Genomic DNA, 25,346 nt, shown 5'->3' on the forward strand with positions numbered 1-25,346 from the left:
TTTTCCGGGCGCGTCACCGATGGCCCCAACGGGGCCTGAGGGGGCGCGCAGCCTAGCTTACAAAACGCGTGGTGACATCCCCACTCATGTAGCTCACCACCCCGCCTGACAGGGTCGCAGCCACGCGGTGGTTGTCTGCTTCCAAAATTACCAGATCCGCGCGCAGTCCCGGCTTCAATCGGCCGCGATCAGACAGGCCCAATACACGCGCTGGCCCCGAGGACACAAGCTCCCAGGCGTCGCCAAAATCCAGCACACCCGACTTGCCCAACATCACCGCCGCGCGACGTGGGCTGGGGTAATGATAATCTGATGCCAATGCATCGCACAGCCCCATAGCAATCAGATCGACAGCCGAGGCATTGCCCTTGTGCGATCCGCCACGCACCACATTGGGTGACCCCAGAATGACCGGATCGCCCGCTGCCCTCGCAGCCTCAGCCGCTTCGGCCGTTTCGGGGAATTCGCAGATCGATACGCCGCGCGCTTTCCAAGTTTCTCGGTCCTGGGCAGTCCGATCGTCATGGCTGCCCAAACGAACCCCGCGTGCCGCCAGGTCCGCCGCCAAAGCGGCCACCGCGGCAGGCACGACTTCTGCGCGCGCATGCATGTCTTTCAACATCTGCCAATGCAAATCCGGGTTTCGCCCCGCCTTGAGAGCCTGCCCTGTCAAACGAGGAGGCTTTTTTCCTGCCGCCAGCCGGTCATGTGGCAGGTGATCATTGAACACGACATAGGGCACGTCCCAGTCGCTCACCCGTTCAGCCAGCCCCTCGTAGTCGTCCAGCATATGCGTCTCGAACCGTAATTGCGGGATCAGATCTGTCGCTGTACGGTTTTTCACGGCCTTCATCGCCTGAAACACCTGCGCCGCATACTCTGGCGCGCGCAGTCCCCCCTCCCAGCTGAAAAACTGCGCCATCACGGCAGTGGTGATTCCGTTGGCAGCAAACTCCGCCTCAGCCGAGATCACGCCCTCGTCCATCTGCTTCATCGCCCCGCGACGTGGCGCCAGGTGGCGTTCAAACCCATCCCCGTGCAGATCCACGATCCCAGGCAGCACCAGATAGCCAGACAGGTCGATCTGACGCCCCTGTTCCGTCGCCTGAATAATGCCGTCGCCGATGCTCAAGGACCCATCGCTCAACCTGGCATCCGGCATCAAAACGTGGGCGCCAGTCAGGGTCAGCTCAAGTGGGGTCATCGCGTGCTCATGGATTTGGGGATTTCACAACCCAGTCCCTCGCACACCTGCTCGATGGGGCCAAGCACTGAGTCAATCCAGGTAAGGTCCGGGTCAAACCGTCCGAACCGTAGAAAATGGATGGTCTGCGCAATCACGAGTGGATTGTTCATCATAAAGGTGTGCGTCACTGGCAGCTGGATGTGATCCGCCATTCCCTTCACCCGTGTCGAGGTGACCGACACCTTACCATCATCCGGGCCGGGGATGATCGACGAGAACAACGGGTTGAGCGAATTGGTTCCAGCGATGATACCCAACGGGAAATCTACCGGCCCCAGGCTGCGTGGCACGCTTTCCATGCCGGTCCCAAGCGCAAGCCCCGCAGGGCCGTTCAACATGCCAAACACCTCGTAGGCGCCCAGTTCATCCACCAATTCGCTGCCTTGGTTGGGCGGGCTCAACATCACCACCTGGCCAAGGTTCTTGGGTTTGTGCATCTGAAACCAATAGCGTACCAGAATGCCACCCATCGAATGGGTTACGAAATGGACCGTTTGATCGCCACATTGCGCAACAGCCGCTGGTATGGTCTGCGCCGCCAGATCAGGAATAGGTAGATCAGTTGAGGGGTATCCCGGCCGCACGGTGTCGTATTCGTAGAGGTCCAAAACCTCTTCCATCACACTCAACGATGCCTCGGTTCTGGCCAACCCATGCAATAGGACCACACAATCCGCCGCAGCGGGCAGCGGCCACATTAGAAGGATCAAAATTAATTTGCGCATGTTTTTCCATACCCTGTATCGACATGCGGGAAAAGTGGATCACTTTTTACGTTTGGTGCTAGCCAGCGTAATCCCGCCCAGAACCAGCGCGGCTCCGAACACAAGATCGACAGACATTGCTTCGCCTAACAAAAGTGCACCAGACAGCAAGGCAATGATGGGCACGCTGAGTTGCACGGTTCCAGCCACGGCTGCAGCCAGGTTCGGCAAAACCCGATACCACAGCGCGTATCCCAGGCCAGAGGTCACCGCACCGCAGATGACGGCCAACAAAATCCCTTCCATGGTCAGTTCCCGCACGTCCAGAACAATCAGGATGCAGGTCATCGTGATAGGCAAGGCCACTACGAAATTGGCCGCCGTTCCCGACAGGGCATCACGCTCTTGTCGACCGACAAGCGTGTAAAAGCCCCATCCGACACCCGCCGCCATCATCAAAGCAGCACCCGTGATATCGACCAAAGCTCCTTCGCTCGGCCATAGCACCCACGCCAAACCGGCAAAGGCAACCCCTGCTCCGGTCAACTGTCGCGCAGATGGGGGCGTTCCGGTCAGCGCTGTCACCAAAAACATCGTCATTTGCACAACGCCGAACAGAATGAGCGCCCCGACACCCGCATCCAGCGTCAGATAAGCCAGCGAAAAGCCAACCAGATAGAGCGACAACGACCCGCCACCGACCAGCCGCCTGCCGGACAAAAACTCCATCCGTCCCCGCTTCAACAAAACCAGAACCATCAGCGTCACCGCTCCGGCGATGACCCGAACGATGGCAAAACTGCCTGGATCGATGGAACCGCTGTCCACCGCAAACCGGTTGAGTATGGAATTGGAGGCAAAAGCAACCATGGTTAGGGAGGTAAGCAGAAACAGACGCATACCCTGCCTTACCGCGAGTGGGCTGTGGGGAATACCAAAAACTGTTTCAGGAGATCACGCCCCGAATGCAGGCGGGTAAACAAGCGTCTCTTTTGGCGCATCTTTGCCAGGGCCTGCCAAAAGCGTGTGTTCCACCGGGTAGGGTGAAGTCAGGTTTTGCGCCCGCGCAGACGAAAACCCTCGTTTGCCATAATAGCTCGGATCGCCCAGAACAACAGCTGTCAGGTCGCGCTCGCTAAGCCAATTCTGTACCGCTTTCATCAGTTTTCCACCGATACCGCGCCTTTGCACAGATGGCTCGACAGCGACGGGCGCAAGACACACCCAGCCAGATGGGCGTTTCATCCATGACAAGGCTGCATAGCCCACAAGTTTGTCGTCTTCGGTGATTGTTAACTCTGCAGCCACGTCCCGGTCCGCGCGCAGGGCATGGACCAGCGCGGCCTCATCCTCACCTTCAAACGCAGCGCGCAGCAGCGAATCAACATGTTGGGGGAAGGCAGCGGAAGACAGCGGTGGCATTACGGTAAGACCTTGATACTAGATACAAAAAAGGGGCCGCCTAGTGGCGACCCCTTCTTTTAGCACAAAGGCTTGGCAGATTACATCATGCCGCCCATGCCGCCCATGCCGCCCATGTCGGGCATACCGCCACCGGCCGCGCCTTCTTTGGCGGGCTTGTCGGCAACCATGGCTTCGGTGGTGATCAGCAGACCAGCAACCGATGCAGCATCTTCCAGAGCGGTACGAACCACTTTGGCCGGGTCGATGACGCCGAACGAGAACATGTCGCCATATTCTTCGGTCTGTGCGTTAAAGCCGAATGCAGGGTCGTCGCTTTCGCGGACTTTGCCGGCAACAACTGCACCGTCAACGCCTGCGTTTTCAGCGATCTGGCGCAGAGGCGCTTCGATTGCTTTACGCACGATCACGATACCAGCGTTCTGGTCAGAGTTGGCGCCTTCCAGATCGGCAAGTGCTTTACCGGCCTGAACCAGAGCAACACCACCACCAACGATAACACCTTCTTGAACCGCAGCGCGGGTCGCGTTCAGTGCATCGTCAACGCGGTCTTTACGCTCTTTGACTTCAACTTCGGTCATGCCGCCGACGCGGATAACAGCAACACCGCCTGCCAGTTTGGCAACGCGCTCTTGCAGCTTCTCACGGTCGTAGTCCGACGAGGTTTCCTCGATCTGAGCGCGGATCTGGCCAACACGGGCTTCGATCTCGGCTTTTTCGCCAGCACCGTCGACGATGGTGGTTTCGTCTTTGGTGATTTCGACTTTCTTGGCGGTGCCCAGCATGTCCATGGTCACGGACTCGAGCTTCATGCCCAGATCTTCCGAGATCACCTGACCGCCGGTCAGAATTGCCAGGTCCTGCAGCATCGCTTTGCGGCGATCGCCGAAACCAGGTGCTTTGACAGCAGCAATTTTCAGGCCGCCGCGCAGTTTGTTGACAACCAGAGTTGCCAGCGCTTCGCCTTCGACGTCTTCGGCGATGATCAGCAGAGGCTTCTGCGACTGGATCACCTGCTCGAGCAGCGGAACCATCGGCTGCAGCGACGAAAGTTTTTTCTCGTGCAACAGGATCATGCAGTCTTCGAGATCTGCGATCATCTTGTCAGCGTTGGTCACGAAGTAAGGCGACAGGTAGCCGCGGTCGAACTGCATGCCTTCGACAACATCAGTCTGAGTTTCCAGACCTTTGTTCTCTTCAACGGTGATGACGCCTTCGTTGCCAACTTTTTGCATCGCGTCTGCGATTTGCTGGCCGATTGCTGCTTCGCCATTGGACGAGATGGTGCCGACTTGTGCAACTTCGTCGCTGTCTTTGACTTCGCGAGCCGATGCAACGATGCCTTCAACCACTTTCGAGGTCGCCAGGTCGATGCCGCGCTTCAGGTCCATCGGGTTCAGACCAGCAGCAACCTGCTTCAGGCCTTCGCGAACGATCGCCTGGGCCAGAACGGTAGCAGTGGTGGTGCCGTCGCCTGCTTCGTCATTGGTGCGCGAAGCAACTTCTTTCACCATCTGTGCGCCCATGTTCTCGAACTTGTCTTCCAGCTCGATCTCTTTGGCAACAGATACACCGTCTTTGGTGATGCGCGGTGCGCCGAACGATTTGTCCAGAACAACGTTGCGGCCTTTAGGGCCCAGGGTCACTTTGACGGCGTCGGCGAGGATGTTCACGCCAGCCAGCATACGGTTACGGGCATCGGTGTCGAATTTGACGTCCTTAGCAGCCATGTTCTTTTCTCCTTGAAAAGTCTTGGAATGGGGTCAGAGAAGCCGGTTAGCTTACTCGATGATCCCCATGATGTCGCTTTCTTTCATCATCAGCAGCTCTTCGCCGTCGACCTGAACCTCGGTGCCCGACCATTTGCCGAACAGGATTTTGTCGCCAGCCGAAACGGCCATCGCGATCAGCTCGCCGCTGTCTTTGCGTGCGCCTTCGCCGGTCGACACAACAACGCCTTCGCTGGGCTTTTCTTTTGCGGATTCGGGGATGATCAGGCCGCCCGAAGTTTTTTCTTCGCTTTCGGTACGGCGAACCAGTACCCGGTCATGAAGCGGTTTCAATGCCATCTTTGCAGCTCCTTAAGCTCAAAGTTCGTTTCTTTACGGCTCCGGCGCTCCCTAGCGTCGAGCCGTTATCACTCATCTTAGTTGAGTGCTAACGACGCATAGCTATGCACAGTAATTTTCCGAGTCAACGTCTACGGTCAGATTTTTTGCAAAATTAGTCCGCTTCCCAGCTGTAGGCCCAGTGGACGAGGCCTTCGGACCCTTGCGAGGTAAGCGCGTAAACGCCAGTTTCAACCTTTTCGAACCAACCGTAGTGATTGTCCCTCATGAGGGTTGTCGCCTTGGCCACCCCAGTAGATTTGGCGACGATTGATCCTTTGGCCGCCCCACATTCCGCCAGGTAGGCCGCACAGCGCAATGCATCCTGCCGATAGGCCGTGACGATACCGTGCCGCGTGGCCCCTCCGGCATTTGGGTCCCCCTCGAGGCGATTGAATTCGCGTAAAAGACGTTCGGCCCGCTTCTTGGATTTGCGTGGCGCATATGGCCCCGGATCGCAATGTACCTCGGCCCGACCATCAGCGCGAACGGTGATCATGCCCAAGCCAAGACGGCGGCACATCGACAGATTATCCTTTAGTGCGCGCCGCGCAGTCCTGCCGGTAGGTCTTGCTACAGCTATGTAAACCAGATCCGTCACTGACAACCGCGTGATCGCCTGGTGAAACAGGCTAAGCGAAAACCGCAGTTTCAGCTCGACAATGACCGGAGGTTCATCGCCGCGACAGGCCATGACGTCGGCGGCACCGACCTCGCCCTTGACCTCATACCCCTGCTCTTCGAGCAGCGCCTTGACCGATGGATAGAGTTCCTGTTCGCGCTCCATTGTTTCATTCTAGGGACAGCCCTCACCCTCCACAATCGCCTTTCGCCGCTAGCACTTGTCTCGTCCGCACTTCTGCCTACAGTCGATTGAAATGTCTTGATTGAAGGTGCACCCAATGCTGCGCTTGTTTGTCTTTGTCTTGTTCGGCCTGACTTTTGCATCCGCAGCCAATGCGCAATGCCAAGGCACAGATCTAAGAGATCGGCTAACCCCATCGGCCCAAGAGCGCCTAAAGCAAGAGATCACTAAAGTGCCCTTTGCCTATGGCAATCATTGGGTCGCCACCAAAGGTAAACAGCGCATCAATGTGATCGGCACCCAGCACACCGGCGACAGCCGGATGCGATCCATCATGCGTACCTTGCGCCCTGTCATCGAAAGGGCGGATGCAGTCCTGCTGGAAGTGACACGACTTGAACTGGCAAAGATGGAACAGCGACTGCGGGACAATCGCTCGCTCTTTCTGATCACAAAGGGGCCGACTTTGCCAAAGATAATGTCCAAATCGGCATGGACAGACCTAAGCGTACGAATGGAACTGTTTGGGTATGAGCCCGAGCAAACCGCTCGCATTCAGCCCTGGTACCTGTCGCTGTCGCTGGCGCAGAGCGGCTGTGGTGGGCGAGGGTTTGCCTCGTATTCCGGCCTGGATGATCGGATCGAGGATGTGGCCATTCGCAACCGCATCCCCATCGGGTCCCTGGAACGTTCGATGGATGGCATGCGCGCTTTGGCCAAGCAATCAATCCGTGATCAGGCCAAACTGCTTGAACTGGATCTGGCGAGTGGTCTGAACATCGACGATCAGGTCGTGACCCAACGAAACGCGTATTTCAACGAAACCCTGGCCGAGGCGCTGTTGATCAAAGAGTGGACCATGTACCGCGACATCGACATCTCGCGGTCCGAGGTAGTGCGGCTTTTGCGGCAGTTCGATGATCTGTTACTGGACCGCCGCAACAAGGCCTGGATGCCGGTCATCATACGTACCAAGGGGAACAATCTGGTGGTGGCTGTCGGGGCCGCGCATCTGCCAGGGCGCAACGGAATTCTGAACCTTCTGAGCAAACGTGGTTACACGCTGACGCGGGCATCGTTCTAAGCGCGTCAGACCATGTGCCGCAGGTGGTCGCAGGTTGCGTGACATCGACCCCTGCCCGGCCTATAAGGCCCGCAAAATTCGTTAAACGCAGGACGCAGTCATGACCACTCTCGTATTTGGACATAAATCCCCCGACACGGATTCCACCGGCTCGCCCATTGTCTGGGCTTGGTATCTGAACGAAATCAAAGGCATTGACGCCAAGCCGGCCTTGCTGGGTGAGCCCAACACCGAAGCGGCGTTCATGCTGGAGCGCTGGAACCTGGACAAGCCCGAGATCATCGCAGATGTGGCCGACGGTCAGGCCTGTGTTGTGGTAGACACCAACAACCCCGCCGAGCTGCCCGCCAACATCAATGGCGCAGACCTGCAAGAGATCATCGACCACCACGCACTGGTCGGCGGCCTGAAAACCAAGGGTCCGATCAACATCACGATCCGTCAGCTGGCCTGCACCGCCACCATCATGATCGACCTGATGGGTGATGATGCCGCCAAGATGCCCGAAGCCATCAAAGGCGCGGCGCTGACCTGCATCCTGTCCGACACGCTGGAATTCCGCTCGCCCACCACAACCGATCACGACCGTGCTGTCGCCGAAAAACTGGCCACCGATCTGGGTCTGGACGTCTCGGCCTACGCCGCTGACATGTTTGCCGCCAAGTCGGATGTCTCGTCCTTCTCGGATGCCGAACTGATCCGCATGGACAGCAAGGAATACGAAGTCGACAGCACCAAGTTCCGCGTCTCGGTTCTGGAAACCACCGCGCCGGGCGTCGTGTTGGACCGCAAAGCGTCCCTGATGGAGTCGATGACCGCTGTTGCGGGAGAAGATGGTGTGGATCAGGTTCTGCTGTTTGTGGTCGACATCCTGAACGAAGAGGCCACTCTGATGGTCCCCAACGATCTGGTTAAGGGCGTGGCAGAAAAGAGCTTTGGTGTGGCCGTGGAGGGCGACGCCGTTGTCCTGCCCGGCGTCATGAGCCGCAAGAAACAGATCATTCCGAACCTCAAAGTCTGATCTGTCTCTATGTTACGGTTTGGAAGGCGCCCCGGTTGGGCGCCTTTTTTTATGCGAGGCTCTGCCTCGCGCTCCGGGATATTTCTGGCAAGAAGAAAAGAAAGTTCACCCCGTTCCAGGATACCCGTCGAATGTAGGCAAGTCGTCTGGAATGTGGTGAAAAGCCTGCGCCTCGTCCACATAGATCGACATCTTGGGCGCTTTGTAGATGCTTGGGTCATCCAAAGTGCCAATCTTGAGGATCACCGCATCAAGCCCTGGGCGCCGCGACGTCAGCTGCGTGCCACACGCACCGCAGAATTCACGGGTGACCCGGGCCTGATGGTCGGGTCGTTGGTAGGCACTGGGATTGCCTTGAGTGTAAGTGAACCCCTCTTTGGGCAGAACCATGAACAGGTTGGGTGCCCCGCCCGTGAAATGCTGGCACGCCCGGCAATAGCATTGCGCCTTGAGCATCGGCTTGCCAGTTACCTCGAACCGAATTGCGCCGCAAAAGCATCCACCTGAATGTGTCATCGTTAGTGTCTCCGATTTGTGCTGACAAAGGGACTATGGACAACTGCAGGAATTTTGAGCAGTGTCTCTAACGACATTTTTCATACTGATTTGGACAAATGGTTATACGCACACTGATCCTGCACCCTACGCCTTGCCAGATCTCTAGCCTGGCAATCGCGCAAGAAATGCTGGACACGGCCAATCGGATCGCAGTGTTGCGTGCCGGGCAGCCGTTGTTTGAGCACCGGACGCTCCGACCAAATGACGCCCTGACGCAAAACCCCAATGTAGACTTGGTGATCTTGCCGGGCCTGGGCCTTGCCACACCCCGCGAACTGCGAAGCGCCATGACTACAGAGAATTTCGCCCGTCTGAGCCAGAGCTTGGCGACGCTTTCCCGTCCCGATGTCACCTTGGCAGGTGCCTGTTCAGGGTGTTTTGCGCTAGGGGCTGCCGGGCTGCTGGATGGGCGGACGGTGACAACGACATGGTGGCTGGCTCCTTACCTAAAATCCCTGTTTCCAAAGGTACAGCTAGACCCGTCGCAAGTCGTTTGGCAAGACGGTGATCTGTTCACCGCAGGCGCAGCATTTGCCCAGATCGACCTGATGCTGGCGCTGATCGAGCATTTTGGCGGCTTCGCCCTGGCCGAGGATTGCCGCCGTTTCACCATGGCCGACAGCCGCCCCAGCCAGCTGCCCTATCTTTTGATCGCTACATTGGTGGCCGGTGACCCGCAACTGCAGCGTGCCGAGATCTATGTGCGTCGCAACATATCGCGTCAGGTGGAATTGGCAGAACTGGCGGAAGCAGCGGGGCTGGGCGCCAGGACCTTCGCCCGACGCCTCGGACAAAAGGCGGCGATGACCCCAACCGAATTTACCCAGACCCTGCGCGTAACAGAGGCCATCCGACTGGCTCGAACCAGCGATCTGCCCCAAAGCGAAATCGCGCATCGCGTTGGCTATGGCGACGATACAGCGCTGCGTCGGGTGATGCTCAAACGGGCGGGTCAAACGCTGGAGAGTTTTCGCCGTTGAATTGGTGATTCCACGTCTCGCCATGGTCAAACGCATTGCTGTCGGGCATACACCCCTTGTCAGACACTGCACGATTAGGCCGATTTCATGTCTCAGATCATTACCGCTCTTTCCGAAATTTCAGACCGCTACCAAGCGTTGTTCGTCGACCTTTGGGGCTGCGTCCACAATGGCGTGACCGCTTATCCCGACGCCGTCGCCGCGCTTCAGCAATATCGGGCGAAAGGCGGAATCGTCGTTCTGGTCACCAACTCTCCCAAACCGCGCGCAGGTATCGCCAGCCAGTTGGGTCAGTTCAACGTGCCGGATGATGCCTATGACATCATCGCCACCAGCGGCGACAGCGCGCGTTCTGCGATGTTCCGAGGCACCGTCGGCAACAGGGTCTATTTCATGGGAGAATGGCAGCGGGACGCCGGGTTCTTTGAGCCACTGCACCTGCTGGAAAATCCGGTCGAAATCGAACGTGTGCCGCTGCAAGAGGCCGAAGGCGTCGTCTGTTGTGGTCCCTTCGATCCGATGGCCGACCCGGACGTGAACCGTTCCGATTTCCTTTATGCCAAAACCAAGGGCATGAAACTGCTCTGCGCCAATCCCGACATCGTGGTCGACCGGGGCGAGGTGCGTGAATGGTGTGCAGGTGCCCTGGCACGGCTCTATACCGAGATGGGGGGCGAAAGCCTCTATTTCGGCAAACCGCACCCGCCGATCTATGATCTAGCGCGGCGTCGACTGACAAGCCTGGGCAAGGACGTCCCTGATTCCGAGATTCTGGCCATCGGTGACGGTGTCCTGACGGACATTGCAGGCAGCATGGGTGAAGGGATCGATTCCCTTTTCATCTCAGGTGGGCTGGCTGCACAGGAAACAAAAACTGGCTTCAGCCCGGACGCAGATGCACTAACAGCCTATCTGGACAAGGAAAAATCCAACCCGACCTATACAATCGGGCGTTTGCGCTGACGAAAAAAGGACTTGATTTTCTGCACCTGCAAAGTAATAAAGTTGCCTTATCCAGATGGGGCGTGACGTTTTATTGCTGCGCCGATCAGAAAAGAGGACATCATGTTGGACAATCTGCCTCGCGGAACGATCTGCATTGAAGACATCGAAATGGGCATGACACGGTACCTGCGCAAAGTGGTGACCGACGAGGACATCGAGATGTTTGCTCAGGTGTCCACGGACCGGAATCCGGTGCATTTGGACGATGACTATGCTCGCGACACGATCTTTGAGGGCCGAATTGCGCATGGGATGCTGACTGCCGGCCTGATCTCGGCTGTGATTGGCGAGCAATTACCTGGACACGGCACTGTCTACATGGGCCAGTCGCTTAAGTTTTTGGCTCCGGTCCGTCCTGGTGATATGGTCTACGCCGAGGTCAAAGTAGTGGATATCGAGATGTCCAAGCGTCGCGTGAAACTGGACTGCCACTGCTCGGTCGACGGCAAAAAGGTGCTGGTTGGTGAAGCCATGGTACTTGCACCGTCGCGCAAATTCGACTGATTTCCCCCTAGGACTGTGATGACAAGCCGCCCTGACCGGGCGGCTTTTTCTTTTCATAGAAATGTTTGACCTTAGAAGCAGGGGAAGCTCCCGCCCGTCGGGACATGCATCAAAGATACACGCCCTCCCGTTGGGCCGGGCCGTGCACCCTGCGGGTGCACGGTGGTCGCGCCTGGAATGAATGTATCCGTGATGCGTCGAAGTGAGCTTCCCGCACGTCGCGCGTGTCATGTGGTCTTGCACCGGATCGGACATGACGCTAACTCAGCCACATGCGGATCATCCGGGACTTTCAGTTTGTCGAACCAGAGGATCGCGGCGCCTGCGCTGCGATCGGCAATTTCGATGGCGTACATATCGGCCATCAATCGGTTATCAACCTTGCACGAGAAGTGGCACCAGATGCCCCGCTCGGTGTTTTGACATTCGAACCGCACCCGCGCGAGTTTTTTGCCCCTGCGGCCCCCCCTTTTCGCCTGATGCGCGCGGTTGCCCGCGCCCACCGGCTTGAGAAATTGGGTGTCGAAAAACTCTATGAGCTGAATTTCAACGTTTCGTTGTCGAACCTTGCGCCCAAAGAGTTCGCCCGCAATGTCATTGCAGACGGGCTGGGTCTGAGCCACGTGATCGTGGGGGCCGACTTCTGCTTTGGCCAGGGGCGCAAAGGCACCGCACAAGATCTGCAACGATTTGGCCAAGAAATGGGATTTGGCGTCACCATCGCCCCGCTTCTTGAAAGATCCGAGGATATTGTCTCATCCACGGCCATCCGCAAAGCCCTGACCGACGGGCGCCCCCGCGATGCTGCCGATATGCTGGGCCATTGGCATCGCATCGAAGGCGAAGTGATCGGCGGCGAGCAGCGTGGTCGCGAGTTGGGTTACCCCACTGCGAACATGTCCATCGACGGGCTACACCCGCCCAAGTTCGGTGTTTACGCGGTTCTGGTCGATGTTCTGGATGGCCCCCATGCGGGCAGCTATCACGGCGCGGCTTCAGTGGGCACGCGGCCCATGTTCGACGGCGAGTTTCCCAACATCGAAACCTTTCTGTTCGATTTTTCGGGCGACTTGTATGGGGCGACCCTTTCAGTAGGCCTCGTCGATTATCTGCGACCCGAGTTGAAATTCGACGGGCTGGATGCGTTGATCGCACAGATGGACGCTGATTGTGATCAAGCTCGCAGTATCTTGAGCGCCGCATGAGAGAACCGATAGATCGCAAAGGGTTGACCAAGCGGTTCTGGGAACGCAAGCCGCTGACCAAGCTGTCGAACAAGGAGTGGGAAGCGCTTTGTGACGGGTGTGGCAAATGCTGCCTGAACAAGCTGGAAGACGAAGACAGCGGCGAGGTCGCCCTGACCCGTGTTGCCTGCCGTCTGCTGGACGATGAAACCTGCAAATGCACGCAATATACGATCCGCCACCAGTTCGTGCCCGAATGCATCGTCCTGAAGCCCGAAAACCTTGACACGCACGCCTATTGGATGCCGCAAACCTGCGCCTATCGGCTGCTGTGGCAAGGAAAACCTCTTTACGAGTGGCACCCGTTGATATCAGGTGATCCCGACAGCGTGCACAAGGCCGGAGTGTCGGTTCAGGGATGGACCGTATCCGAATTTGAAACGCCCGAGGAGGAGTGGGAAGACCACATTATCGAGGAACCGATCTAATGTATTTTGCCTCTGACAATTCTGGGCCCGTTCACCCCCAAGTGCTTGAAGCACTGGCGCAGGCGAACGAAGGTTATCAGATGGCTTATGGCGCTGACACCTTGATGAACGACGTGCGCGACAAAATCCGTGGGTTGTTCGAGGCGCCGGGCGCTGCAGTCTATCTCGTCGCGACGGGTACCGCCGCCAATTCATTGGCATTGGCGACACTGTCTGAACCCTGGCAGACGATCTTTTGCTCGCCCGCGGCCCACATCCACGAGGACGAATGTAACGCGCCCGAGTTCTACAGCGGTGCAAAGCTAACGCTGGTTCCCGGCAGTGAAAAGATGACGCCCCAGGCGCTACGTCAGAGCATCGCGGGCGAAGAGACACGCGGTGTGCACGGGCCACAACGAGGGCCGGTGTCGATTACGCAGGTGACCGAGCGCGGCACGATCTATTCGCTCGACGAACTGCGCGCACTCTGCGCCGTCGCCAAGGACTACAAGCTGCCCGTCCATCTGGACGGCGCACGGTTCACCAATGCCCTGGTGGCACTTGATTGCACACCCGCCGAGATGACGTGGAAAGCAGGCGTAGATGCGGTCAGTTTCGGTGGCACCAAGAACGGTCTGATGGGCGTTGAAGCGGTAGTGTTCTTTGACGAGAGCAAGGCCTGGGAGTTCGAATTGCGTCGCAAACGCGGGGCACATCTGTTCTCCAAACACCGGTACTTGTCCGCCCAGATGGATGCTTATCTGAACAACGATCTGTGGCTGACATCGGCCCGGAAAGCCAACACCAATTGCGCGCGTCTGACCGACGGGCTGCGCGCGGCCGGGGCGAGCTTTCTGCACGAGCCGCAAGCCAACATGATCTTTGCCAGCTTCCCGCGCGCGGTCCACAAAGCACTGCACAATGCAGGCGCGGTTTACCACCTCTGGGGGGCAACACTAGACGGGGACGACGACGAAGAGATGCTGGCCTGCCGCCTGGTCTGCGACTGGTCGATTTCAGATGAACACATCGACGCCTTTCTGTCGCTGCTCTGAAATTTGCCCTCACGTTCTTTGAGCACTTCAGCCACAAGCGACACCGCGCCGCGCACAGCGCGGCGCCCGGCCCAACGGAAGGGTTTGCATCTTTGATGCATATCCCGACGGGCGGGAGCGCTCCCGCCCATCAGTCCCAAAACATCTTAAGATGCTGTGCCGTCTCTTGGGGGTGCGAAATCGGCAACATGTGCCCGGCCCCCTCGACCATGTGATTGAACGCGGCTGGAATACGCCGTGCAAGGCTATCGTTGATCCCACCAATCACGGGCTGCGTTCGACTGCCCCGAAGCAGCAGAACCGGCAGACTCAAACCGCCTAGAACACCTGGCCCCAACAGCCCCGCCCGATCGTCGAAAAGCGAAGCATCACAGGCAGGAACCACAGGGATGCCTCGGATCATGGCCTCCCGCGTCACCTTGGGCAGCTGAAGCCAGCGTGGGCTGTCGTCTGTGCTCCACATCCGATTGAATAGCCGGGCTGCCAGTGGCCAGTCGCCAGACTGCATCGCCTCTTGATATGGTTGCGCTATCCGGTTGTGTTCGGCCACAATATCTGGCGCATCCTGCAAGGCGACGGCGAAAAACACCGGTTCGATCAATGTAAGGCTTCGAACCAGATCAGGGCGCTCCACCGCGACGCGTAAGGCAACAGTGGCCCCAAAGGAATGGCCTACCACGTCCATTGGTCGCTCCAGAACCGTCAGCGCGGCTTCAACATTGCGGTCCTGAAAGTCACCTAGGCCATCCCAATCGGCGCTCTTGCCATGAGACAGCATGTCAAAGGCATGGAACGTGGCCTCTTCACTTAACAGTGACGCCAAACGTTTCCACGCCCCCGAATGCGCGATAGTGCAATGAATGGCCAAGACATCACGCGCGCCCTTTCCAATAGAACGCACGTGAATCGGTTGTGTAAGGTCGCGCATCAACGGCTCAGATGTGTAGCCAGATCCGACAGACGGTCTTGCCCCCAGAACCGTTGCCCATCTTCGGTGACATAAAACGGAGAGCCAAAGACGCCCCGCTTGACGGCCTCTTCCAGGTTGGCAGCATAGGTTTCTGCCCCTACGAGCATACCGCTGTCGGCCAGCGATGGGTCAAACCCGGCCGCAGTCAGGCATTCACGAACCACGACGTCTTCGGCAATATCCTTCTCTTCCGCCCAGCAGGCGCGCAGGATCAGGCGCACTAGCAGTCCTACGTCGCCTCCACCCGCATCGGCGGCCGCAATGATCGCATACGACGACGGGGCCGCATTGGTTGGCCAGTGGGCGGGCTTGAGATTGAAATCCATGCCCAGGTTTGCCGACCGACGCAACAGATCCTGTGCCCGGTATTCAATCCGCGCGGGATGCCGATCCTTGGGCGGTGTGCCCCCGGTGCGGCCAAACAGCGTCATGATATCGACGGGTTTATAAGTGATTGACGCACCATGTCTGGCGGCTATCTGCTCCAGGCCATCCCCCGCCAGATAGGCATAGGGTGAAAGTGTCGCAAAATAGTAGTCGATTTGGGCCATGTTCATTTTCTCCGCAGCGTTACCTTTGCGGGACGGTAAGCCCATGCTAAGCGGTGTCAACATCACGAATCTGTCACATAGTCCTTGCTGCCCGGGATCTCTGCCAATGCCGACACTCACCGAACCCAAGCTTATCTCTGGGAACGCCAACCTTCCACTTGCCGAAGCCATCTCGCGCCGGATGAGCCTGTACAGAGGTGTAGACCAGGGATTGGTCGATGCCCGCGTCGAACGGTTCAATGACGGCGAGATTTTCGTCGAGGTGTTCGAGAACGTCCGCGGCGAGGACATGTTCATCATCCAGCCGACCTCGAACCCGGCCAACGACAACCTGATGGAACTGCTGATCATCTGCGACGCCCTGCGTCGTTCGTCAGCACAACGCATCACCGCCGTCATCCCCTACTTTGGCTACGCACGACAAGATCGTCGCACCAAGGCGCGCACCCCGATTAGCGCCAAGCTGGTCGCAAACATGATGGTCGAAGCAGGCGTCGAGCGGGTTCTGACCATGGACCTGCACGCCGCTCAGATCCAGGGCTTCTTCGACATTCCTGTCGACAACCTCTATGCCAGCCCGGTCTTTGCCCTGGACGTCAAGAACCAGTTCAAAGGCCGCATGGACGAGCTGATGGTGGTGTCTCCGGACGTGGGTGGTGTGGCCCGTGCACGTGAGCTTGCCAAGCGCATCAACGCCCCGCTGTCGATCGTGGACAAACGCCGCGAAAAACCCGGTGAAGTGGCCGAGATGACCGTGATCGGTGATGTCACCGGCAAGACCTGCCTGATCGTGGATGACATGTGCGACACCGCCGGTACGCTCTGCAAGGCAGCTCAGGTGCTGCTGGATAACGGCGCCAAGGAAGTGCATTCCTACATCACCCACGGCGTCATGAGCGGCCCTGCTGTCGAGCGTGTGACCAATTCGGTGATGAAATCGCTGGTGATCACGGATTCGATCCAACCAACCGAAGCGATCTTGAACACACCCAACATCCGCGTGGTCCCAACCGCTCCGATCTTTACGCAGGCCATCCTGAACATCTGGAACGGCACCAGCGTCTCATCCTTGTTTGAGGACAAAACCCTGACCCCGATCTACGAGTCACTCTATCACATGGATTGAGTGTATGCTCGAATTCGGAAACAAGAAAAGGCGGCCCATGAGCCGCCTTTTCTATGGCCAGGACTCAAATAGGTGATTGGTACAAAAGTCCGCTTTGCGGAGATACTGTTGAAGAAGTCGGTGTTTTGGCGGGCTTGATGTTGATCAAGAAACAGGCCAGCCGCGTTTCCCTTCACGCAGGCGCTGGTGTTGGCAGCAATTTAGCCAGTTTGCGGAGGTTTTGGGCTGTTGCTGCGAGTTGGAACTGTTCTGTTGCATCTTTGGGTCCGCGAAGCCGCATCATCCGCAGGCCGATGTATCGTTTTAGGTGCGCAAATAGCATCTCGACCTTTCGTCGCTGGATGAACGAGGTAATGTAGGCGTCTGTCTTGCGGATATCGCGGGCGACATCGCGTGCAGCTTCATGAACCGAGCGGAGCAAATTTCGCGCCGGTTGGGTTGGGCAGCACATTGGCTTCAAGGGGCATGCGTCGCAATCCAGTTTGGATGCGCGGTATTTGATGAACCCGTCTTTTCCGCCGTTCGCAACACGCGGCTTTGAGAACTTCCTTCGGTACGTCTGAAGCGATTGGCCTCCTGGGCAAGAGTAGCTATCGGTCGCTGGATCATATGCAAAATCCTCACGTGAGAATGTTCCGTCGGTTCGTTTGGATTTGTCCCAGACCGGAATGTGGGGTTCGATTTGACGGTCCTCCACCAGCCAGCCCAACATCTCGGCTGATCCATAGCCTGTATCACCCACAAGCTTATCGGGTTTGATCCCAAACCGATCCTGCACCCGGTCAATCATGTCCCTTGCGGCCCGCGCTTCAGCGGGCCGGATCGGGGCTGTCGGTTCGACATCCACAATGACCGCATTGTCCAAATCCACCAAGTAGTTGGTAGAATAAGCAAAGTATGCGGCACCTCCATCTGCTCCTGTCCAACGAGCAGCGGGATCGACCGGCGAGATGTATTTGGGGATTACCTTTGTCGCTGCCCCGAAAGCAACGTGATCGAGTGTCTCAATATATTCATCTACTGCGCGCGACGTCAGATTCGATGGCAATCCTTCTTTGCTATCAACCCCACGCGTCTGGTTCGCATTGGCCGGGATCAGACTGGCATCGACACCAAAGCTGTGACCACCGACCAGCCCTTCATCCATGCAGCGCTGCAAAACCGTCTCGAACAGATGCCGGAACAGGCCACTTTCACGGAAACGGCCGTGACGGTTCTTCGAGAAGGTAGCATGATCCGGCACTGGATCGACCAGGTCCAGCCTACAAAACCAGCGGTAGGCCAGATTGACATGCACCTCTTCGCAAAGCCGCCGCTCGGACCGGATGCCCATGCAATAGCCAAGCAACAACATCCGGATCATCAGCTCAGGATCAATCAAAGGGCGGCCATGCAAACTGTAAAACGGCGAAAGCAACGGACGCACATCTGATAGGTCAAGAAACCGATCAATCCCCCGCATCGGGTGGTCCCGCGGCACAAACGATTCAATTGAGAACTCATAAAACAGCGCGCCTTGAGCCATCTGCCTTGGTCCCATCATCGCCGAACCCTCCACTTTCAAAACAAGTGAAGCAGAGCAACAACAACCAATCAAAGGACTTTTTCAACAGGATCTCCGCACCTCCGTCATTGATCAAGCCTAAGTATGCGCACTAAGACACCCAACCGGTCCGTGCCTTAGGCATACTCCAAGAGCGCCTTGGTCAAGCTGTCGCAGGGCGGGCTCGCATATCGCTCAATACGGGGTTTGTGGTCTAGTGGGTGACATACCATTCCCGAAGCGCTCCCGCCCGTCGGCGATGCCCCTTGCGGGACACCTTCTCCCGTTGGGCCGGGCGCCACGCTGCGCGCGACGCGACACCGCTTGCGGCGGATGTTAACGATACTCGCACCCTGGGAGAGGGAATGCACCATCGAATCTGAACCGTGCCGCTGGCGATATGCTATCGATGACAGTGGGGCGCGAGGAGAGAGGACACACATGATCAAGGTGACCGGCGGATGCCTGTGCGGCGAGGTTCGATTTGAGGCCCACGGATCGCCGCTCCGTGTGGGGGTTTGCCATTGCATGGATTGCCGCAAGCATCACGGCGCGCCGTTTCATGCCTCGGCGATCTATCTTCTGGAGGCGGTCATCGTTACTGGGCAGACGCAGCATTACGAGGGCAGGCATTTCTGTCCGTACTGCGGATCCTCGGTCTTTTCTTGTACGGAGGGTGAAATTGAGCTGCATCTGGGCGCATTGGATGAGCCCGACCTTTTCACGCCCACCTATGAACTCTGGACCATTCGGCGCGCGCATTGGCTCGCGCCGATCCTCGGGGCTACACCTCGTGACAGGAACTGACAGACCGGAACCCGAGCGGTGAAGCGGGGTACGGTTTGGCGGCCTGCTTTGTACTGTGGAGGCACCGAATCATCTGATGCGAACCAGACGACTCGGGCCAATTGCGGCAATGCAGCACGTCTGTCGGTTGAAAATCTCTTAAACGCAGGGCGATAATTGTGGCGTCAATCCCAATTTTTCCCGGTATGGCTTTGACTTAACGTTCCCCAACGCCTTAGTTTTCCTGTACGATCACAAAAATAGCCACGCGCCAACATGTTGCCTTGGGAGGGGAACTGACCATGATCCGTTCGGAACTGATCCAAAAAATCGCCGATGAAAACCCACATCTGTATCAGCGGGACGTCGAACGGATCGTGAATACCGTCTTCGAAGAAGTGACAGGTGCTATGGCGCGCGGTGACCGGGTCGAGCTGCGTGGTTTTGGCGCATTCTCGGTGAAACAGCGTGACGCGCGGATTGGTCGCAATCCAAGAACCGGAGAAACAGTGCATGTCGAAGAAAAGCATGTGCCGTTCTTCAAGACCGGCAAGCTGCTGCGGGATCGATTGAACGGAAAGTAACAACATGCGCTACATTCGCTACGCGTTTCTGGGGACCCTTGGCATTCTTTTGGTGTCAGTGTCGCTGGCAAACCGCAACTTTGTGACCCTCAAACTTGTGCCCGAGGATCTGGCCGGGCTGATTGGCTTTAACCTCTCCGTTTCTCTGCCGCTCTTTGTTGTGGTTTTGGGCGGTATTGCTGCTGGGATCATCATCGGGTTCGTTTGGGAATGGCTGCGCGAGCACAAGCACCGCAAAGAGGCTACGGTCAAACACCGTGAGGTCCGCAAGCTGGAACGCGAAGTGACCAAGCTCAAGGACAAGAGCAACGAAGGCAAGGACGAGGTGCTGGCCATCCTCGACGAGGCTAGCTGATTTAGACCATGTCTCAGACTGTCAGTGCAAAGATTTGCGGGGTTAAGTCGCCCGCGGATGTTGTGGCCGCAGCCCGGGCGCGCGCGCGCTATGTGGGTTTTGTGTTCTTTGCGAAATCGCCACGGTATCTGACGGTCAAGGAGGCTGCGGCATTGGCCGCCGAAGTGCCCCTTGGTGTCGCCAAGGTAGCGTTGACGGTGAATGCCACGGACGACGAACTGGATCAGATCACGGGCGCGGTGCCGCTCGACATGTTGCAACTGCACGGCAAGGAAAGCCCCGAGCGCGTGGCCGAGGTCAAGGCGCGTTATGGCCTGCCGGTGATGAAGGCAATCGGTATCGCCGATGCCGAGGATCTGCTACAGATCGATTTGTATTCGGATGTGGCCGACCAACTGCTGATCGATGCCAAACCGCCCAAGAACGCGGACCTGCCTGGCGGCAACGGTTTGGCGTTCGACTGGCGCCTGCTGGCGGGCCGCAAGTACTGGCAGACCCCGTGGATGCTGGCCGGTGGCCTGACGCCCGAAAACGTGGCCGAAGCCATTCGGATGACGGGCGCGCGCCAGGTTGATGTCTCGTCCGGGGTCGAAAGCGCCCCGGGTGTCAAAGATGCGGGTAAGATCCGCGCCTTTCTGGCCGCAACCGAAGCTCAGGATGCCTGATCCTTACGATCTGTTGCTGGGCGAGCGTGACGACGTCACGCCGGATGACATCGACTTTTTCGCAGCAGATCCCGGACGGTTGGAGTTGCTCCGCGCACGCGAAGGCGGGCGCGACAAACGCCTGATCACTTTGCTGGTCTGCGCCGTCGGGCTGATCGTTCTGTCCAAGATCATCGTCGCGCAATACCCAGACCAGGTCGAGCAATTGATCAGCGATGTCTTTGTCGATCTCTTCTTCGAATTGGGGGCTGCCCTGATCGGCGCGGCGGTCACCGTCTTGCTGATCAACCGCTCATCCGTACGCCAGACCCAAAAGAACCTGGAACTGAGGCGCGAGATCGAACGGCGGATCTCTGAAAGACAACACAGCAACAACTGATCCGACCCGCGCGCTCTGGCGTATCCCCTTTGACAGGAGGGCAAGGCGATGATGGCAGCGATCGGTGGTGTAAGGTTGAAAAGCTGGCTGACAGCACCTGAGTTCTTCTGGCGTGCGCGGCAGGCTTTGCAACAGGCCAAGGATAGCCCCGGATGCCACCACGCCATCGTTTTTCCCCGGGGTGACATCTATTTCTCGCTTAGCGTCTGGAACACGCCCGAAGACATGATCGCCTACGCGCACAGCGGCCCGCACGCACGTCTGCTCAAGGTCACGCCGCGTCTTGCGCATGTGCTCTATTTCCACCACTTCCCCTGCACTGACATCCCAGCCCCCAACGTCGCGTGGCAACTGTGGCGGCAACAGGGGCAATCCGCAGCTTGATGCCTTTTTTGCATGGCAAATCCGGCGCGCACCTCCTATGAACATCTGGCACGACGACGGAGACTCTCATGGCCAACGACCTTTTTAACTCCTTCATGTCCGGCCCCGACGAAAGCGGGCGGTTCGGCATCTTTGGCGGACGGTTCGTCAGCGAAACCCTGATGCCGCTGATCCTGTCTCTGGAAGAAGAATACGAAAAGGCCAAGGACGATCCGACCTTCTGGGCCGAGATGGACGATCTCTGGGCCAACTACGTGGGTCGACCGTCGCCGCTCTATTATGCCGAGCGTCTGACCGAGCATCTGGGCGGGGCCAAGATTTACCTCAAGCGCGACGAGCTGAACCACACCGGCGCGCATAAGATCAACAATGTGCTCGGCCAGATCATCCTGGCACGTCGCATGGGCAAAACTCGGATCATCGCGGAAACCGGCGCCGGCCAGCATGGCGTCGCCACGGCCACTGTCTGCGCCAAGTTCGGCCTAAAATGCGTGGTCTACATGGGCGCACACGACGTACAGCGTCAGGCGCCCAATGTCTTCCGTATGCGCCTGCTGGGCGCCGAGGTCATCCCCGTCACCTCTGGCCGTGGCACGCTCAAGGACGCGATGAACGATGCCCTGCGCGACTGGGTCACCAACGTGCGCGACACCTTCTACTGCATCGGCACCGTAGCTGGCCCGCACCCCTATCCGGCGATGGTCCGCGATTTTCAGTCGATCATCGGCAAAGAGGCCAAAGAGCAGATGCATAAGGCCGAGGGCCGTCTGCCTGACACGCTGATTGCTGCCATCGGTGGTGGTTCAAACGCCATGGGCCTGTTCTATCCCTTCCTTGACGACAAAGACGTCAATATCATCGGGGTTGAGGCCGGCGGCAAAGGCGTTAACGAAAAGATGGAGCATTGTGCCTCGCTCACCGGCGGCCGCCCCGGCGTGCTGCACGGCAACCGCACCTATCTGCTGCAGGACGACGACGGTCAGATCCTCGAAGGGTACTCGATCTCCGCCGGTCTCGACTATCCCGGCATCGGCCCCGAGCACGCCTGGTTAAACGACATCGGCCGCGCGCAATACGTCTCGATCACCGATATGGAAGCGCTAGAGGCGTTCCAGCTCTGCTGTTCGACCGAAGGCATCATCCCCGCGTTGGAGCCCTCTCACGCGCTGGCCCATGTGATGAAGATCGCGCCCGAACTGCCCGCCGATCACCTGATCTGCATGAACATGTGTGGTCGCGGAGACAAGGATGTGCAGACAGTCGCCAAACACCTGAACTTCGACATGTCCGACACCGAAGGGCGCGACGCGAGCTAAATCGCCGCCCAGGCCGGTGCCTCAAGTTTCCGCCAAAGGCGGCGCAGCTGAAACAGGCTGTGCCGCCTTTGACGTTTTGACGCGCAGGAAGCGCTCCTTGCAAAGACGCTTGGTCGTAAGGTCGGAGTAGTATCAGAGGGGGTGTTGGCGTTAGGAGCCCGTCTCGGCAGCGTCGATCTGGGTCAAAAGATCGTCACAACGTTCTGTTTGATAATCTGACCCCTCAACAAAGAATTTACGCGCGCGGGTCAAATGCATTCGCGCCTCTGCCAACAGGGCAGGATCGGGTTCAAGGTAATAGCGCGCCAACGCCAGATCAGCGATGTTCCATTGGAGCCGAGCCCAGTCGAACGGAGCCCCCATTTCGAAGGCTAGACCCTCGCAGGCTGCATAGCCATCGCGGGATTCTTGTAGCTCGGCCAAGTCGCTGGTGACGGCACCCAGCCATCGTTTTGCGAGGGCCAAGTTGCTTTGGGTTGCTCGCCACAGCGGTGAGTCGATCTCATTGTTTGTCAGAGCAAGGGCTTCGAAGAGCGCTTCTTCAGCAGCGCGCAACGTCTCAGCATCTTTGGTCAATTCACCGAGTGTCTGAAGTGCGTTCCCGAGATTATTCCAACGACCTTGGAGATCAGCACTTTTGGTCAGCTTGTTAACCTTCAAAGCGGCGCGTTGAACATCCATTGCTTGCCGCAATAATCTTGCGTCATTGTAGCGCTCGCCCGTCACTCGAAGGACCGAGCCGAAAGCGCTTTTACGGGCAGCCCAATTCTTTGGCTCTTTCACCTTGCTGGCTTTCTTCACAGCTGCTTCTAGGGCACGACGCGCCTCGTTCAGATGCGCTTCCCCAGTGGATCGTTCCGCCAGACGAAAATGACACCAGCCAAGTGTATGAAGCGCGGATGCGGCCAGCGGTTTTTTGCTATTCACTTTGGCGTAATTGCCCTGCGCCAAAACCAATGCGACCTGCGAAGCAAATACATCACCGGTCTTGTCACCTTCGTCTCTCCAATCGTCAGCCGTGTTATCGACGGCCCAAAAAAGTTTCCCTTTTGGGAACTCACGCAGGTTTCTGACGATCCGTTCGGCGGCTAAATCGGGTCGGTTTCGCAGGCGGTCCTGATTGAGCTCTTTTTCCAGTTGCAACTCTGATAAACGTGCCAGCCGCTCTTTCTCTTCACGTAGCCAGTCTGCTTGTTGGGTAAGTTTGTCATTCGCCTCGTCAAATTCGCCCGCGTTGTTCAGAGCATCGACTTCTTTCATCAGCGCGGCGAATTGTGCAGCAGCGTTCCCAACCAGTTGGGCGATGTGTTCACTCGCCTTCAACCGTACCAACGCGGCTTCGACACTGCGATAGGCAGTTTCGCGATCCTTGTGGTCGCCTTCGGTGAAGTTGTTGGCCAGTTGGATCAGCAAGTCGTCCGACGCGCCCTCTGTCTTTCCTTCGCGGCGGAGACGATCAATGACGCGGTCGGCGTCCTGTTCAGATTTGGTTTCAAGGCTCTCGGCGGCGTCTTCGGTGTCGAGGAATTTGCCTATCCAAGCGTCATCCAAATTTAGCGCGATGCGGAAGCGCCCAACAGTGGTTGCGTTCAGCGCGTCCTTACGACCTTTTTCGACCTTCGAAATAAAGGAGGCCCCGACGGGTGGATCAAACTTTCCTCCCAAGGTTTTTTGGTCCTATCCCCTGAGTGCGCGAGCGTGTTTCACAGCCCTACCAAAGTCCTTCAGAATATCTGGGTCAATTTTAGGAAAGTTCTGTCAATCCATTGAAACTAAAGGCGATTTTTTGCTTTTGTGGTCATTTTTGAACGACTGCACCACTGCCTTCTGTCTTCCATATTTGTCCTGTCCGGACAACGTCTGAAACTCAGGCGGGGCCTCGCCGCATAGCAGGAGGTTATCCTATGATGTGGTACGTGCAACTAATGATTGAGAGGACTGGAGCGTTGCTGGCCCAAGACGCGGTGTTCAATGCTGTGTTTGCGCTTTTGGCGCTATGGTCCGCCTTTGGTCAGTCGCCGCGTGTTTGTGCGGTACTGACTGCGCTAGTGCATCTGTATCTTGTGGTGTCGTAGGAAATTTGTCGGAGGGCAGAATTTGGTATTGTGTTGCAATGGCTTGTTTACCTGCGTCGTCGCTTCGGGGCAGGAGCACCGTTGATTTAGCGTTAGACGGAATGTTGCTGAAGGACATTCAGCGGCACGATCTCAAGTGCGCGTTTGTGGGTGGCAGCTAGATGCACTTCGGGCGCGCAACCCTCCTCGTGGGCCTGCATGAAGCGTGCGGCGCACAGGCACCATTGATCACCGGGTTTCAATCCGGCAAAGCCGAACTCGGGCCGTGGGGTGCTGAGGTCGTTGCCCACATACTTTGAATACGCCAGAAACTCGGCCGTCATCACGGCACAGACGGTATGGCTGCCCTGATCGGCGGCACATGTGTTGCAATGCCCGTCTCGAAAGAAGCCGGTCACCGGGTTCATCGAGCAGGGCGCCAGCGCCCCGCCCAGAACATTCACACTCTCATCACGTTCCATGGGCCCAA

Annotated in this window: 30 protein-coding genes; 17 read left to right on the forward strand and 13 right to left on the reverse strand. The window is 57.8% G+C overall.

Going from position 1 to position 25,346, the window contains the following annotated elements; translation table 11 throughout:
• Positions 1–52: 52 nt before the first annotated feature.
• The 7 genes from G6R15_RS03010 to G6R15_RS03040 all read right to left on the reverse strand — a co-directional run bounded on the left by G6R15_RS03010 (position 53) and on the right by G6R15_RS03040 (position 6,267).
• Positions 53–1,204, reverse strand: a complete 1,152-nt coding sequence (locus G6R15_RS03010) for an alpha-D-ribose 1-methylphosphonate 5-triphosphate diphosphatase (RefSeq protein ID WP_164658304.1) — start codon at positions 1,202–1,204, stop codon at positions 53–55.
• Entirely contained in the window at positions 1,201–1,971 is a 771-nt protein-coding gene (locus tag G6R15_RS03015) for a triacylglycerol lipase (protein ID WP_164658305.1), read from the reverse strand. The genes G6R15_RS03010 and G6R15_RS03015 overlap by 4 nt, the downstream gene beginning before the upstream one ends.
• A 39-nt stretch (positions 1,972–2,010) precedes the next feature.
• On the reverse strand, positions 2,011–2,820 hold the full coding sequence (locus G6R15_RS03020) for a DMT family transporter (RefSeq protein ID WP_306432334.1): 810 nt from the start codon (positions 2,818–2,820) through the stop codon (positions 2,011–2,013).
• Between the two features lie 84 nt (positions 2,821–2,904).
• The gene (locus tag G6R15_RS03025) at positions 2,905–3,372 is read right to left on the reverse strand and encodes a GNAT family N-acetyltransferase (RefSeq protein WP_164658307.1); all 468 of its coding nucleotides are present in this window, start codon (positions 3,370–3,372) and stop codon (positions 2,905–2,907) included.
• An 80-nt stretch (positions 3,373–3,452) separates the two neighbouring features.
• On the reverse strand, positions 3,453–5,102 hold the full coding sequence (gene groL, locus G6R15_RS03030; protein WP_164658308.1) for a chaperonin GroEL: 1,650 nt from the start codon (positions 5,100–5,102) through the stop codon (positions 3,453–3,455).
• A 51-nt stretch (positions 5,103–5,153) separates the two neighbouring features.
• Positions 5,154–5,441 (reverse strand): co-chaperone GroES, encoded by a 288-nt coding sequence (locus G6R15_RS03035; protein ID WP_164658309.1) that lies wholly within the window; start codon positions 5,439–5,441, stop codon positions 5,154–5,156.
• A 154-nt stretch (positions 5,442–5,595) separates the two neighbouring features.
• Positions 5,596–6,267 (reverse strand): DUF2161 domain-containing phosphodiesterase, encoded by a 672-nt coding sequence (locus G6R15_RS03040; protein WP_164658310.1) that lies wholly within the window; start codon positions 6,265–6,267, stop codon positions 5,596–5,598.
• Between the two features lie 115 nt (positions 6,268–6,382).
• Here G6R15_RS03040 and G6R15_RS03045 point away from each other — a divergent pair, with 115 nt between their 5' ends.
• Both G6R15_RS03045 and G6R15_RS03050 read left to right on the forward strand, forming a co-directional pair.
• Entirely contained in the window at positions 6,383–7,369 is a 987-nt protein-coding gene (locus tag G6R15_RS03045) for a TraB/GumN family protein (protein WP_164658311.1), read from the forward strand.
• 100 nt (positions 7,370–7,469) lie between these two features.
• Positions 7,470–8,390 carry a manganese-dependent inorganic pyrophosphatase gene (locus tag G6R15_RS03050; RefSeq protein WP_164658312.1) on the forward strand — a complete coding sequence of 307 codons (921 nt, stop codon included), beginning with the start codon at positions 7,470–7,472 and terminating at the stop codon, positions 8,388–8,390.
• A gap of 105 nt (positions 8,391–8,495) precedes the next feature.
• Here G6R15_RS03050 and G6R15_RS03055 read toward each other — a convergent pair whose 3' ends face one another.
• Entirely contained in the window at positions 8,496–8,906 is a 411-nt protein-coding gene (locus tag G6R15_RS03055) for a GFA family protein (protein ID WP_164658313.1), read from the reverse strand.
• Positions 8,907–9,004: 98 nt separating this feature from the next.
• On the opposite strand from G6R15_RS03055, the gene G6R15_RS03060 reads away from it, so the two are divergent.
• The 6 genes from G6R15_RS03060 (at position 9,005) to G6R15_RS03085 (ending at position 14,143) form a co-directional block, all read left to right on the forward strand.
• Positions 9,005–9,928, forward strand: a complete 924-nt coding sequence (locus G6R15_RS03060; RefSeq protein ID WP_164658314.1) for a GlxA family transcriptional regulator — start codon at positions 9,005–9,007, stop codon at positions 9,926–9,928.
• 87 nt (positions 9,929–10,015) lie between these two features.
• Positions 10,016–10,891, forward strand: a complete 876-nt coding sequence (locus G6R15_RS03065; RefSeq protein ID WP_164658315.1) for a TIGR01459 family HAD-type hydrolase — start codon at positions 10,016–10,018, stop codon at positions 10,889–10,891.
• Between the two features lie 102 nt (positions 10,892–10,993).
• Positions 10,994–11,437 (forward strand): MaoC family dehydratase, encoded by a 444-nt coding sequence (locus G6R15_RS03070; RefSeq protein ID WP_085794739.1) that lies wholly within the window; start codon positions 10,994–10,996, stop codon positions 11,435–11,437.
• A 272-nt stretch (positions 11,438–11,709) separates the two neighbouring features.
• A complete protein-coding gene (locus G6R15_RS03075; RefSeq protein ID WP_164658316.1) occupies positions 11,710–12,642 on the forward strand; it encodes a bifunctional riboflavin kinase/FAD synthetase in 933 nt (310 codons plus the stop codon).
• Complete coding sequence (locus G6R15_RS03080) at positions 12,639–13,109, forward strand: YcgN family cysteine cluster protein (protein WP_164658317.1); 471 nt, start codon at positions 12,639–12,641, stop codon at positions 13,107–13,109. Before G6R15_RS03075 ends, G6R15_RS03080 begins: the two co-directional genes overlap by 4 nt.
• Positions 13,109–14,143, forward strand: coding sequence for a low specificity L-threonine aldolase (locus G6R15_RS03085; RefSeq protein WP_164658318.1), 1,035 nt, complete (start codon positions 13,109–13,111; stop codon positions 14,141–14,143). Before G6R15_RS03080 ends, G6R15_RS03085 begins: the two co-directional genes overlap by 1 nt.
• A gap of 130 nt (positions 14,144–14,273) precedes the next feature.
• Here the strand turns inward: G6R15_RS03085 and G6R15_RS03090 are convergent, their stop codons facing one another.
• Both G6R15_RS03090 and G6R15_RS03095 read right to left on the reverse strand, forming a co-directional pair.
• On the reverse strand, positions 14,274–15,071 hold the full coding sequence (locus G6R15_RS03090) for an alpha/beta fold hydrolase (RefSeq protein ID WP_164658319.1): 798 nt from the start codon (positions 15,069–15,071) through the stop codon (positions 14,274–14,276).
• On the reverse strand, positions 15,071–15,664 hold the full coding sequence (locus G6R15_RS03095) for a 2-hydroxychromene-2-carboxylate isomerase (RefSeq protein ID WP_164658320.1): 594 nt from the start codon (positions 15,662–15,664) through the stop codon (positions 15,071–15,073). Before G6R15_RS03095 ends, G6R15_RS03090 begins: the two co-directional genes overlap by 1 nt.
• Positions 15,665–15,770: 106 nt before the next feature.
• Between G6R15_RS03095 and G6R15_RS03100 the strand changes: the two genes are divergently transcribed.
• The gene (locus G6R15_RS03100; RefSeq protein WP_164658321.1) at positions 15,771–16,790 is read left to right on the forward strand and encodes a ribose-phosphate pyrophosphokinase; all 1,020 of its coding nucleotides are present in this window, start codon (positions 15,771–15,773) and stop codon (positions 16,788–16,790) included.
• Between the two features lie 172 nt (positions 16,791–16,962).
• On the opposite strand, the gene G6R15_RS03105 is transcribed toward G6R15_RS03100, so the two are convergent.
• On the reverse strand, positions 16,963–18,333 hold the full coding sequence (locus tag G6R15_RS03105; RefSeq protein WP_164658322.1) for a transposase: 1,371 nt from the start codon (positions 18,331–18,333) through the stop codon (positions 16,963–16,965).
• Positions 18,334–18,774: 441 nt separating this feature from the next.
• Between G6R15_RS03105 and G6R15_RS03110 the strand changes: the two genes are divergently transcribed.
• The 7 genes from G6R15_RS03110 to trpB all read left to right on the forward strand — a co-directional run bounded on the left by G6R15_RS03110 (position 18,775) and on the right by trpB (position 22,802).
• Positions 18,775–19,140, forward strand: a complete 366-nt coding sequence (locus G6R15_RS03110; protein WP_164658323.1) for a GFA family protein — start codon at positions 18,775–18,777, stop codon at positions 19,138–19,140.
• Positions 19,141–19,421: 281 nt separating this feature from the next.
• Entirely contained in the window at positions 19,422–19,703 is a 282-nt protein-coding gene (gene ihfB / locus G6R15_RS03115; RefSeq protein WP_164658324.1) for an integration host factor subunit beta, read from the forward strand.
• A gap of 4 nt (positions 19,704–19,707) precedes the next feature.
• Positions 19,708–20,058 (forward strand): lipopolysaccharide assembly protein LapA domain-containing protein, encoded by a 351-nt coding sequence (locus G6R15_RS03120; RefSeq protein WP_164658325.1) that lies wholly within the window; start codon positions 19,708–19,710, stop codon positions 20,056–20,058.
• An 8-nt stretch (positions 20,059–20,066) separates the two neighbouring features.
• Positions 20,067–20,723, forward strand: a complete 657-nt coding sequence (locus G6R15_RS03125) for a phosphoribosylanthranilate isomerase (RefSeq protein WP_164658326.1) — start codon at positions 20,067–20,069, stop codon at positions 20,721–20,723.
• Positions 20,716–21,102, forward strand: coding sequence for a hypothetical protein (locus G6R15_RS03130; protein WP_164658327.1), 387 nt, complete (start codon positions 20,716–20,718; stop codon positions 21,100–21,102). The genes G6R15_RS03125 and G6R15_RS03130 overlap by 8 nt, the downstream gene beginning before the upstream one ends.
• 48 nt (positions 21,103–21,150) lie before the next feature.
• Complete coding sequence (locus G6R15_RS03135) at positions 21,151–21,486, forward strand: hypothetical protein (protein WP_164658328.1); 336 nt, start codon at positions 21,151–21,153, stop codon at positions 21,484–21,486.
• Positions 21,487–21,554: 68 nt separating this feature from the next.
• The gene (gene trpB, locus G6R15_RS03140) at positions 21,555–22,802 is read left to right on the forward strand and encodes a tryptophan synthase subunit beta (RefSeq protein ID WP_164658329.1); all 1,248 of its coding nucleotides are present in this window, start codon (positions 21,555–21,557) and stop codon (positions 22,800–22,802) included.
• A gap of 150 nt (positions 22,803–22,952) precedes the next feature.
• Here trpB and G6R15_RS03145 read toward each other — a convergent pair whose 3' ends face one another.
• Positions 22,953–24,215, reverse strand: a complete 1,263-nt coding sequence (locus G6R15_RS03145) for a hypothetical protein (RefSeq protein WP_164658330.1) — start codon at positions 24,213–24,215, stop codon at positions 22,953–22,955.
• Between the two features lie 491 nt (positions 24,216–24,706).
• Between G6R15_RS03145 and G6R15_RS03150 the strand changes: the two genes are divergently transcribed.
• Entirely contained in the window at positions 24,707–24,877 is a 171-nt protein-coding gene (locus G6R15_RS03150; RefSeq protein WP_164658331.1) for a hypothetical protein, read from the forward strand.
• A 92-nt stretch (positions 24,878–24,969) separates the two neighbouring features.
• On the opposite strand, the gene G6R15_RS03155 is transcribed toward G6R15_RS03150, so the two are convergent.
• Complete coding sequence (locus tag G6R15_RS03155) at positions 24,970–25,338, reverse strand: DUF2237 family protein (protein WP_164658332.1); 369 nt, start codon at positions 25,336–25,338, stop codon at positions 24,970–24,972.
• Between the last annotated feature and the right edge of the window lie 8 nt (positions 25,339–25,346).

It is taken from the genome of Tropicibacter sp. Alg240-R139 (genome assembly GCF_900537075.1).
Classification (GTDB): Bacteria; Pseudomonadota; Alphaproteobacteria; order Rhodobacterales; family Rhodobacteraceae; genus Falsiruegeria.